Origin of the sequence: Lentilactobacillus sp. TOM.63 (assembly GCF_030361045.1) — a bacterium.
In the GTDB taxonomy this organism is placed as follows: domain Bacteria; phylum Bacillota; class Bacilli; order Lactobacillales; family Lactobacillaceae; genus Lentilactobacillus; species Lentilactobacillus dabitei.
On sequence record NZ_JAUCAP010000078.1, the window covers coordinates 1 to 11495 of the forward strand.

Annotated in this window: 9 protein-coding genes; 8 read left to right on the plus strand and 1 reads right to left on the minus strand. The window is 41.6% G+C overall.

Annotation, left to right across the window (positions count from 1 at the left end; translation table 11 throughout):
- Positions 1 to 226: 226 nt before the first annotated feature.
- The 4 genes from xerC to QUF07_RS11735 are packed head-to-tail and all read left to right on the plus strand — an operon-like array spanning position 227 to position 4052.
- Positions 227 to 1168 carry a tyrosine recombinase XerC gene (gene xerC / locus QUF07_RS11720; protein WP_430673525.1) on the plus strand — a complete coding sequence of 314 codons (942 nt, stop codon included), beginning with the start codon at positions 227 to 229 and terminating at the stop codon, positions 1166 to 1168.
- 12 nt (positions 1169 to 1180) lie between these two features.
- Entirely contained in the window at positions 1181 to 1723 is a 543-nt protein-coding gene (hslV, locus tag QUF07_RS11725; protein WP_008856814.1) for an ATP-dependent protease subunit HslV, read from the plus strand.
- A gap of 14 nt (positions 1724 to 1737) precedes the next feature.
- Positions 1738 to 3150: an ATP-dependent protease ATPase subunit HslU gene (gene hslU, locus QUF07_RS11730; protein WP_217163012.1), complete on the plus strand. Its 1413-nt coding sequence runs from the start codon at positions 1738 to 1740 to the stop codon at positions 3148 to 3150.
- A 20-nt stretch (positions 3151 to 3170) separates the two neighbouring features.
- On the plus strand, positions 3171 to 4052 hold the full coding sequence (locus tag QUF07_RS11735) for an aldose 1-epimerase family protein (RefSeq protein WP_217163011.1): 882 nt from the start codon (positions 3171 to 3173) through the stop codon (positions 4050 to 4052).
- A gap of 71 nt (positions 4053 to 4123) precedes the next feature.
- Here QUF07_RS11735 and plsY read toward each other — a convergent pair whose 3' ends face one another.
- A complete protein-coding gene (gene plsY / locus QUF07_RS11740) occupies positions 4124 to 4759 on the minus strand; it encodes a glycerol-3-phosphate 1-O-acyltransferase PlsY (RefSeq protein WP_217163009.1) in 636 nt (211 codons plus the stop codon).
- A 147-nt stretch (positions 4760 to 4906) separates the two neighbouring features.
- On the opposite strand from plsY, the gene parE reads away from it, so the two are divergent.
- From parE to QUF07_RS11760, 4 genes are all read left to right on the plus strand, one after another.
- Positions 4907 to 6862, plus strand: a complete 1956-nt coding sequence (gene parE, locus QUF07_RS11745; RefSeq protein WP_217163007.1) for a DNA topoisomerase IV subunit B — start codon at positions 4907 to 4909, stop codon at positions 6860 to 6862.
- A 12-nt stretch (positions 6863 to 6874) separates the two neighbouring features.
- The gene (parC, locus tag QUF07_RS11750; protein WP_289427555.1) at positions 6875 to 9313 is read left to right on the plus strand and encodes a DNA topoisomerase IV subunit A; all 2439 of its coding nucleotides are present in this window, start codon (positions 6875 to 6877) and stop codon (positions 9311 to 9313) included.
- Between the two features lie 122 nt (positions 9314 to 9435).
- Entirely contained in the window at positions 9436 to 10395 is a 960-nt protein-coding gene (locus QUF07_RS11755) for a LysR family transcriptional regulator (protein ID WP_056982726.1), read from the plus strand.
- A gap of 29 nt (positions 10396 to 10424) precedes the next feature.
- A complete protein-coding gene (locus QUF07_RS11760; protein WP_217163002.1) occupies positions 10425 to 11354 on the plus strand; it encodes a manganese-dependent inorganic pyrophosphatase in 930 nt (309 codons plus the stop codon).
- Positions 11355 to 11495: the final 141 nt, after the last annotated feature.

The following is an 11495-nucleotide window of genomic DNA, read 5'->3' on the forward strand; positions in this document are numbered from 1 at the left end:
ACCTCATACTTAATTAATAATTCTATGGTACTCAAAAAGACGTCTACGAAGTAGACGTCCAGTTATTTAATGCTTACAAATGCCTTACATGCATTCAATATTTACCAATTAATCACATAAATCCAGACACGAATGTGATTTATTTGATATGATAGTATTAGTGCATGATGACGATTACATTTGCGAATTATCAGTTACTTGGCAGAAATGAATTTCAAGTAGGGCGATGTTGATGGATAATCAAAAACATTTTAAGCGGTTTTTACAGTATTTAAAGAGTGAACGCCAGTACTCCGAAGATACAATTACTGCATACAAAATCTCGATCAGTGAATTTATTGCCTTTTTAGATGCGGTTCCTGAAGACGTTAAGTCCCTGATCGATGTTGATGCATTTGATGTGGAATCGTATTTGACCCAGCTCTATGAACATCAGTATTCTCGGAATTCAATTGCTCAAAAGATATCGGCACTCAAATCGTTTTATAACTTTCTAGTGAAAAATGAAGTGCTCAAGGTTAATCCGTTTGAATATGTGCATTTGAAAAGCCATCATCGCCACTTACCACGATTTTTCTACCAAAATGAAATGCGTGAACTGTTTACCGCAGCAAGGAAGGGGCCAGATGACCAGTTGGCTCTTCGAAACACAGCTGTCCTTGAACTGCTTTACGCTACCGGGATTCGGGTGAGTGAGTGCTCAGGGATACAGCTACTGGATATTGATTTGGATAATCGGATCTTGCTGGTCACTGGGAAAGGGAACAAGCAACGTTACGTTCCCTTTGGTAATCATGCAAGAGAAGCAATTCTCGCTTATGAACAGGGTGCTCGGACACCATTAATGAAAAAATATGGGCAAAATCATTCATTTCTATTCGTTAACCACTATGGCAAGCCGATCACGCCCCGTGGTATTGAATACATTATGAATGAAATCATTAATCAAAGTAGTTTGACTACAGGCATTCATCCCCACATGCTGCGGCACACATTTGCCACTGAGATGTTGAACAATGGGGCAGATATGCGCTCGGTCCAAGAATTGCTTGGCCATAGCAGTTTATCCACTACCCAAATTTATACTCACGTCACCAAAAGTCATTTAATGAAAGATTATCAGAAGTATTTTCCAAGAAACAACGCATCATTAAAATCTAAAGATTGAAAGAGGACTATTATGCCAATTAAATTTGAAGCAACAACAATCGTCGCCGTTCGTCATCAAGGTCACTTAGCAATGGCGGGTGATGGTCAGGTTACCATGGGCGAAAAAGTGATTATGAAAGGAACTGCACACAAAGTTCGGCGAATTTATAACGATAAAGTTGTCGTCGGCTTTGCCGGCAGTGTGGCCGATGCATTCAACCTGGAAGAACGTTTCGAAAAAAAGCTCAATCAATTTGACGGCGATCTCAAACGCTCATCTGTTGAACTCGCTCAAGAATGGCGTGGAGACCAACAATTGCAAAAGCTTGAAGCATTACTCATTGTGATGAACGATCACGATTTACTGTTGGTTTCTGGCCAAGGAGAAGTGATTGAACCAGACGACGATATTCTCGCAATTGGTTCGGGTGGCAATTTTGCTTTGGCCGCAGCAACTGCCATGAAGCACCACGCACCTGATATGAGTGCTAGAGAAATTGCTGAAGCTGCTATTCATATTGCTGGTAATATTGACATTTTTACCAATCAAAATGTCATTTCTGAAGAAATATAGAGAGGTAATTAACATTGACAGAATCTACCCAAACACCCAAAGAAATTGTTGAAGTTTTAGACCAATATATTGTCGGCCAGGGAGAAGCTAAAAAGGCTGTCGCAGTCGCATTGAGAAACCGTTATCGGCGCATGCAACTCTCACAGGATATGCAAGATGAAATTTCCCCTAAAAACTTACTCATGATCGGCCCCACTGGAGTCGGCAAAACTGAAATTGCCCGCCGTTTGGCCAAAATTGTGAATGCGCCATTTGTTAAAGTGGAAGCCACTAAATTTACCGAAGTTGGCTATGTGGGCGGTGATGTTGAATCAATGGTTCGCGATTTGGTTGAAAATGCCATTCAGCTCGAACGCGAGGATGAATATAAACAGGTTCACGTTGAAGCTGAAAAACGTGCTAACAATAAACTGGTCAAATTACTGGTTCCAGCAGAAAAGAAAAAGAAGAACCAAAACGAAATGCAGAACTTGATGAGTATGTTCAGCCAGATGCAACAGGGTCAAATGCCATCCCAAGAAGCAGATGATCAGGAAAATGTGACGGATGATGTTCGGGAAAAGCGGATGTCAGTTGCCGAAAAATTGCGTTCCGGCCTACTTGAAAATGACCAGGTTGAAATTGAAATGGCTGATCCTTCCCAACAACTTTCCGGTCAAAATACCATGCTGAATCAAATGGGAATTGATCTTAATGATACGCTGTCTGGTTTAATGCCAAAGAAGACAATCAAACGAACAGTTCCCGTTAGTGAAGCTCGAACCATTTTGACCCGCCAAGCATCAGAAGAATTAATTAACAAAGCTGATCTCTATCATAATGCAATTACCAGGGCCGAAAATACCGGTATCATCTTCATTGATGAAATTGATAAGATTGCCCCAGGTAATTCCAAGAACAGTGGTGAGGTTTCACGTGAAGGGGTTCAAAGAGACATCCTACCGATCGTTGAAGGTTCTCAGGTAAATACCAAGTATGGCCCCGTTAACACCGATCACATGTTGTTTATCGGCTCAGGTGCCTTTGCTGAAAGTAAGCCTTCTGACTTGATTCCTGAACTTCAAGGCCGTTTCCCAATCCGGGTTGAATTAAATGATCTAACCAAGGACGACTTTGTCCGCATCTTAACGGAGCCAACGAACTCACTGACTAAACAATATATCGCCTTGATTGGAACTGACAACATTAAGGTGACTTTCACGATCGAAGCGATTAATCGAATTGCTGAGATCGCAACTAATGTTAATCACAATACTGATAACATCGGGGCCCGCCGATTACACACAATTTTGGAAAAATTACTTGAAGATATCTTGTATGAAGGTCCTGACATGCAGATGGGCGACATTACGATCACCGAAAAATATGTCGACGATAAAGTGGGCAAACTTGCTCAGAATAAGGACCTTTCACGATACATTCTCTAGGATAAGCCGGGGAGACTACAATGATTACATTAAAGAATCAATATTTGTCAGTCCAGATTAATGAATTTGGTGCCGAATTAAGCAGTGTTCACGAAAACGATGGTGAGAGAATTGAGTATATTTGGCAAGCCAACCCCAATTATTGGAAACGTCACGCGCCAATTCTCTTTCCAATCGTTGGTCGGTTAAAGGATAATCAATATCAATACAATCATCAAACTTATGAGATGACTCAACATGGGTTTGCTCGAGATAACTTTTTTGATGTTGTTGACCAAGATGATAACTCTGTTCAATTGGAATTAAAAGATAATGAAGAAACCCTCCAACATTATCCATTCCATTTTCGACTCAGAATTTCATATCAGTTAGTTGGCCATGCACTCAAAGTTCAATTGAGCGTGTTTAATCCAAACGATGATCAACTTTTGTTCTCAATTGGTGCTCATCCTGGGTTTAACGTGTCGCTCATCGACGGTCAAGGAACTTTCAAAGATGCCTTTGTCCGGGTGGCTCCTAAAAAGAACTACCAGCGAACGCCTCTTAAACCACCGTACAGCGATCCAGAAAATCCCCGAGAGTTAGATTTAACTAAACCGTTAGCATTAAAACACAAATTGTTTGAGAATGACGCGTTGATTTTAAATTTAGATCATCAAGAGACTACTATGATGCTGGCAAGTACTGCCAATGACCATGGTGTCGCCGTTACGGTTTTTAATGCGCCATATGTAGGTATTTGGTCGCCGTATCCAAAGAAGGCACCATTCGTTTGTATTGAGCCCTGGTGGGGATTAGCAGATCCTGTCGATTCTGACGGTATTTTGGCCCATAAGTTTGCAATCAACGAGTTGGCTGGCAAACAAACCTTTGATGCCAAATATGAAATTAGTTTCTTTTAATAATTTAAGGTAGCAAAAAGCGGGTGATTCAGCATCGAATCGCTCGCTTTTGTTGGTATGACGGTTAAATTTCAGTTGGTTGCCTTTTTCTTTCGAAAGTAATTTCCTAACCCAAATGGCACCATACTCTCCGTTCCGTTCATAATTCGCCGAATATTTGTGTGGTGCCGATAGAAAATAAAGATTGTCAGCACAATTGCCAGGATACTCAGGAAGGCATCATTAACAAAAAATGTGGTAATAGTTGTCAGCGTGAAGGCCACCATGCTGGCAAGGCTCACCATACTGGTCAGCAGAATCAACAGGATCCAAATTCCAGCAGCAATTAAGAAAAACATGGGTCGGTAAGCGAGAATCATCCCTGCACTGGTTGCGACTGCTTTACCGCCTTTGAAGTGGTCAAAGACGGAAAATGTGTGTCCTAAAATGGCCGCTAAGCCAAAAACTAGCGCATTCACAGTAAAATTCCCGAAAAAAGTTGGTAACAGGGTGGCAATCGCCCCTTTTGAGATATCCATTGCCATTACAATCGTCCCGGCAATGGGTCCCAAAACCCGATAAGTATTAGTGGTTCCAATATTACCAGAACCATGGCGACGGATGTCGATATGAAAGAATAGTTTGCCGATCCAGACGCCACTTGGAATTGAACCGAGTAGATAAGCGATAACTAACATTGATATAATTTGGATTGTGTCTGAATTCATGTTAAACCTCTTATTATTAGGATGTATCGAACCAATATAGCGCCTTTAATTTTAGCATGATAATCGGTTTGCGCCAACAAAATTTATTTTCAAAGTGGTGATTTTAGGTTATTATGAAGTAGATTGCAAAAAAGGAGTCACGACGAAATGGTAAAACAAAAAGTAAAATACGATGATTCCTCGATACAAATATTAGAGGGACTCGACGCTGTTAGAAAACGTCCTGGAATGTACATTGGCTCAACCGATTCCCGAGGCTTACACCATCTTGTGTATGAAATTGTTGATAACGCGGTTGATGAAGTCCTGGCTGGATATGGTGATGAGATCAATGTCACGATTCACAAGGACAACAGTATCACGGTCAAGGATCATGGCCGAGGGATGCCAGTTGGGATGCATGCTTCTGGCAAACCCACCCCGGAAGTAATTCTGACAATGCTGCACGCCGGTGGAAAATTTGGCCAAGGTGGTTATAAAACTTCCGGCGGACTGCACGGAGTTGGTGCCAGTGTTGTTAACGCATTATCTTCCTCATTGAAGGTTGTCATTGTTAGAGATGGCTACAAGTACAAAGAGAATTTCACCAATGGTGGGCATCCGGTTGGCACTTTGAAAAAAACCGGTAAAACCCGGGAACATAGTGGAACGACCCTCACGTTTAAACCAGACTCAAAGATTTTCACCAGTACCGTTTATAATTTTTCAACCTTGTCAGAACGGCTGCGGGAATCTGCATTTCTGCTAAAAGGGACCAAGATCACATTAACTGATGAACGCCCTGGTCAAGAGCAAGAAGACGTCTTTCATTATGATGAAGGCATCAAGGAGTTTGTCCAATATTTGAACGAAGACAAACACACGCTTGGCGATGTTATGTTCTTTGATGGCGTTAAATCTGGAGTTGAAGTAGAGGTCGCCGCCCAATACAATGATGGTTATTCAGAAACCATGTTGTCATTTGTTAACAACGTCCGTACCAAAGACGGTGGAACGCATGAAGCTGGGTTTCGAAATGCCTGGACTAAGGCATTTAACGACTACGCCCGCAAAGTCGGGATGTTAAAAGAAAAGGATAAAAATCTCGAGGGTAGCGATGTCCGCGAGGGACTTTCTGTGGTCTTATCACTTCGAATTCCAGAAGAAATTTTGCAATTTGAAGGCCAAACCAAGGAAAAATTGGGAACCCCAGAAGCCCGAGCAATTGTGGACGGCGTTGTGAGCGAAAAATTAGGCTACTACCTCATGGAAAACGGTGAGTTTGCTCAAACGTTGGTTCATAAAGCATTACGTGCCCGTCAAGCCCGCCAAGCAGCCAGAAAAGCCCGTGATGAAACTCGGCACGGTAAGCGTCATAAGAAACAGGAGCGACTGCTGTCCGGGAAACTGACCCCAGCTCAATCTAAAGATTATAGTAAAAACGAATTGTTTCTAGTTGAAGGTGATTCTGCCGGTGGTTCAGCTAAGCAGGGCCGTGATCGTCGCTACCAAGCAATTTTACCGTTAAGAGGTAAAGTATTAAATACTGAACGGGCCAAGTTACCCGAAATCATGAAGAACGAAGAAATCAATACGATGATTTACACGATTGGGGCAGGAGTCGGCGCGGATTTTAATATTGACGATGCCAATTACGATAAGATCATTATCATGACCGATGCCGATGATGATGGTGCCCACATTCAAATCCTCCTGCTGACATTTTTCTATAAATATATGCGACCAATGATTGACAGTGGTCGAGTTTATATTGCTTTACCGCCTCTGTACAAGCTCCAAAAGGGTGCCGGAAAGAAAACGAAGATCCAGTATGCCTGGACTAATGAGGAGCTTACCAAGGTCTCCAAACAATTTGGTAAGGGTTATAGCCTACAGCGATTCAAAGGTCTTGGAGAAATGAACGCTGATCAACTGTGGGAGACCACGATGGATCCTAAGACCAGAACCCTGATCCGGGTCCGAATTGACGATGCTGCTTTGGCAGAGCGCCGAGTAACCACACTTATGGGTGACAAAGTGGAGCCTCGCCGGAAATGGATCGAAACGAACGTTAAATTCAACCTCGAAGAAGAGGGCAGTATTTTGGATAACACAACTAATTAAGGGGGAGCGGCTTTGAGTAAAATTGAGAGTTTAACCCTCGAGGATGTCATGGGGGAGCGGTTTAGCCGTTATTCCCGTTCAATCATTCAAGAACGGGCACTACCAGACATTCGCGATGGCTTAAAACCCGTTCAACGACGAATCTTATACGCAATGAATAAGGATGGTAACACCTTCGACAAGGCTTTTCGCAAGTCTGCCAAGTCGGTCGGAAACGTGATGGGTAATTTTCATCCTCATGGTGACAGTTCGATTTATGAAGCGCTTGTTCGAATGAGTCAGGATTGGAAAGTTCGAGAACCACTCATTCAAATGCACGGTAATAATGGATCGATGGATGGTGATCCGCCTGCAGCTATGCGATACACTGAAGCACGGTTAAGTAAAATATCGAGTGAAATGCTTCGGGATATTGACAAAGATACGGTCGATTGGGTATTGAACTTTGACGATACTGAATATGAACCAACCGTGTTACCGTCAAGATTTCCGAACTTATTGGTTAACGGTTCTACTGGAATCTCAGCTGGTTATGCAACGGATATTCCCCCACATAATTTAGGTGAAGTGATCGATGCCATTTTGTATCTACAAAAACATCCGAACGCAACATTGGATGATTTGATGCAGTTTGTGAAAGGTCCCGATTTCCCAACGGGCGCAATTGTTCAAGGAATTGACGGCATTAAGAAAGCCTACGAAACTGGCCACGGAAAAATTATAGTTCGTTCACGAACATCAATCGAGCCATTGAAGGGTAATAAATCGCAGATCGTAATCACTGAGATCCCTTATGAAGTCAATAAGGCACAATTGGTCAAAAGGATGGATGAAATTCGCCTCAATAAAAAGATCGAAGGAATTGCAGAAGTTCGCGATCAAAGTGACCGGAATGGTTTAAGCATTGTGGTTGAGTTGAAACGTGATGTTGATTCGACCGGAATTCTGAATTATCTGTTTAAAAATACGGATCTACAGGTTTCATACAATTTCAACATGGTTGCCATTGATCACATGAGGCCGGAACGACTTTCTCTCAAGCGGATCCTGGCATCATATTTAGAATTTCAGCAACAGGTCATTGAAAAACGAACAACCTTTAATCTCAAGAAGGCCCAGGAACGTCAACATATTGTTCTCGGTTTAATTAAGGCCCTTTCAATCTTGGATAAAGTCATTAAAACGATCCGAGCAAGTAAGAATCGAAAAGATGCTCGGGATAATTTAGTGAAAGAATACGATTTTTCCGAAAAACAGGCTGACGCAATCGTGGCATTACAACTTTATCGGTTGACGAATACCGATGTTACCCAACTCGAAAATGAATCCAAACAGCTTTCCGAACAAATCGCCGAATTTGAAAAAATTCTCAATAATTCAACTGAACTCAATCGGGTTCTGTCAAAAGAATTACGTCAACTGGCTAAAACCTATCAGAATCCTCGCCGGACAGAGATTCAGAGCCAAGTTTCCGATATTAAGATTAATACGGACGTCTTGATCCCCGATGAGGACGTGGTTGTCATGGTCAGCCATGATGGGTATATCAAACGAAGCAGCATTCGTTCATACAAAGCCTCGACAAGTGAAAGTGGCCTCAAAGACGAAGATTATCCGATCTTCATGGAACAGCTCAATGCTCGGGACCACTTGTTTATGTTCACCAGCAAGGGTAATTTGATCTATCGACCCGTTTATGAAATTGCTGACGTTAAGTGGAAAGATACTGGCGAACATATTTCACAAACAATCGGTTTAGACAACGATGAAGAAATTATTGGGACCTTTGCCTTCAACTCGTTAAAGGAACCCGGTAACTTCCTGATTACAACCGATGAGGGCCATATTAAGCAGACCGCATTTGCGGACTTAAAGCCTGGTCGAACCTACAAAAAACATGCCTATATGTATGAAAAATTAAAGAGTGCTGATTCGCGAGTTGTTTCTGTAAATTATCTTTCAGATCCAGAGGAAGCTGGGCAGTTATTATTGGTTTCCAAGAACGGCCTGGCAATCAGATACACGCTTCCCGAAGTACCAGTTAACGGTTCAAGGACAACCGGGGTTAAATCGATGGATCTTCGGGGCGATGATAAGGTTGTTAACCTGCAATTGGTTAATGAAGACAGTATTGTGGCCATTGTGACTCAGCGAGGCGCCTTCAAGAAGTTGGCTGTGAAAGAAATTCCTGTAACTTCACGGGCTCGTAAAGGGGTAATGATTCTTCGCGAACTCAAGAGCAATTCACATCGCGTAATCGACTTTGAAACGATCGCCGATGAACATTCACCGTTGGAAATTTTGACCGATCGCAAACGAGTTCATGACATTTTGCCAAGCGAATTCTCAATCGGCGGACGTTATTCGAACGGTTCGTTTGTGGTGGATGTCGAAAGTGAAGGGGTTCCAACAAAAATTCGGCAAAAACCATCAGAAATTTCTATCAATTAATTAAATTTATCTCATGTTAGGTTATATTGATTGAAAGTATTTTCAATTCGAATTATTATTAATGGTAACCGTTAAGTATTAATTATCTAATGGTCAGTATTGGCCTATTAAGGAGAGACTGAATGAAAACCACTCAGGAAAATATTTTTTCGTCAAAAACTTTAACGTACTTCCTCCAACTAACCGATACCATGAACTATACTCAAGCAGCTCAGATCTTGGGAATTACCCAACCTGCATTGACACAACAAATTAAAAAGCTTGAGCGGACTGTTGGAACACCATTATTTTACTCGGTGGGTAAAAAATTGCGGCTAACTGATGCCGGCTATATCATGCTTAAAACAACCCATCAGATTTATGACCTGTTGAACGATGCAACTGACGAAATTCAACAAGCAACCAGCTCAACAACTGGTCAAATTAACTTAGGGATCTTAGCTTCCATTGAAACCAAGGTATTTGAGGATTTTGCGCTCGACTTATACAAGGAGAATCCTGATCTTGAAGTTAACTTCCATATGTTGACTCGCAAGGAAATTTGGGAAAGTTTGGAGAATAACCGGATCGATTTAGCCATCATGTATTTGCCTGACGAATCGATTAAGAACTGGAAACCATACAGTTCGAAGAAGATTATTTCTGATGATTTATTGTTTATTCATCACAATCCAAAATTTGCCGATAAGAAAAAGATTCGCTTAAAGTATTCAGGTGACCGTCCGTGGGTGATGTATCCTGAAGACTATTATTTGAACCAGACGTTGCGGGAAACGTTCAAGAACCAAATGGTTGATTTTCCACAAACGGCCGCAAGATATACGATGCCAGAACAAATTTTGAAATTTGCGATCAATACTCATACCAACACGGCATTGCCGAAGTCGTTCTTACTCAACCTTGATTTAAACAAGATGACTGACGATGATATCTGGGTTACTGAGTTTGATCCAAAGATCCGATTTGATTTAAAATTTGTTTACCGAAAAAATAAGAATGAAATTCCTCGAATTGGTCGATTCTTAACTAAATTTGATGAATATCTCGCCAAGAAAGATTATTTGTCTCGCCTGGCAAAATAAATAAAATTACTTTAAAGGAGATCATATTAATGAGTAAAGAATTAGTTTTTGGTCACCAAAGTCCTGATACTGACGCGATTGTTGCTGCTAAAGCATATTCTTATTTGCAAAACCAGTTAGGCTACGACACGGAAGCCGTTGCCCTCGGTGAACCGAATGCCGAAACTGCCTTTGTATTGAATTACTTCGACGAGCCAACACCACGCATCATCAAAACCGCTAAAAATGAAGTTGATTCTGTTATGTTGGTTGATCATAATGAATTCCAACAAAGTGTTAGTGATATCAAAGATTTAACCATCACGCACGTTGTTGATCATCACCGAATTTCCAACTTCCAGACTGATCAACCATTGTATTACCGGGCAGAACCAGTTGGCTGTTGCAGTACGATCATTACCAAAATGTTTGATGAAAACAAGATTGACATCCCCGTTCAATTAGCTGGTTTGATGTTATCAGCGATTATTTCTGATACCTTGTTGCTGAAGTCACCAACCACCACAGATGAGGATCGAATTGTCGTAAAGACATTGGCTAAGATCGCTGATATTGATTACGAAAAGTATGGGATTGAAATGCTTAAGGCAGGGACAAACGTTGCTGCCAAGAGTGACCAAGAATTAATTGATTCTGATGCTAAGTCATTCACGATGGGTGGTAAGAGCGTTCGAATTGATCAAATTAACGTTGTTGAATTTAGTGACATCGACAAACGTCAAGAAGACATCAAGAAAGCTATGAAGGCAGAGGCTGCCGACAAGGGTTATGATTTATTCCTCGTTCTTGTCACCAACGTCTTGAATAGTGACTCAAGAATGATCGTCATTGGTGATCCCGTTGATGCTGTTGAGAAGGCCTTTAATAGCAAGCTCAGCAAGGATGCAACTTTATCATTGCCAGGGGTTGTTTCACGTAAGAAGCAGGTTGTCCCACCATTAAATGATGCTTTAAACTAATTTAGCCTGAATAGCCGGACCCGATGCATGGGTTGCGGCTATTTTTGTTTACTTTGTCCGAAAATACTGGCTCTTCGTCAACTGTTGTTGGTGAAACTAAATTCGAGTTCTAATCACTTTGTGATTAGGGCTCTTTTTGTT

Excerpts from the sequence above, each read along its gene's own strand:
- QUF07_RS11755 (WP_056982726.1), top strand. The coding sequence starts at position 9,436 with ATGAAAACCACTCAGGAAAATATTTTTTCGTCAAAAACTTTAACGTAC.
- QUF07_RS11760 (WP_217163002.1), top strand. The coding sequence starts at position 10,425 with ATGAGTAAAGAATTAGTTTTTGGTCACCAAAGTCCTGATACTGACGCG.
- plsY (WP_217163009.1), bottom strand. The coding sequence starts at position 4,759 with ATGAATTCAGACACAATCCAAATTATATCAATGTTAGTTATCGCTTAT.
- xerC (WP_430673525.1), top strand. The coding sequence starts at position 227 with ATGTTGATGGATAATCAAAAACATTTTAAGCGGTTTTTACAGTATTTA.
- hslV (WP_008856814.1), top strand. The coding sequence starts at position 1,181 with ATGCCAATTAAATTTGAAGCAACAACAATCGTCGCCGTTCGTCATCAA.
- parE (WP_217163007.1), top strand. The coding sequence starts at position 4,907 with ATGGTAAAACAAAAAGTAAAATACGATGATTCCTCGATACAAATATTA.
- QUF07_RS11735 (WP_217163011.1), top strand. The coding sequence starts at position 3,171 with ATGATTACATTAAAGAATCAATATTTGTCAGTCCAGATTAATGAATTT.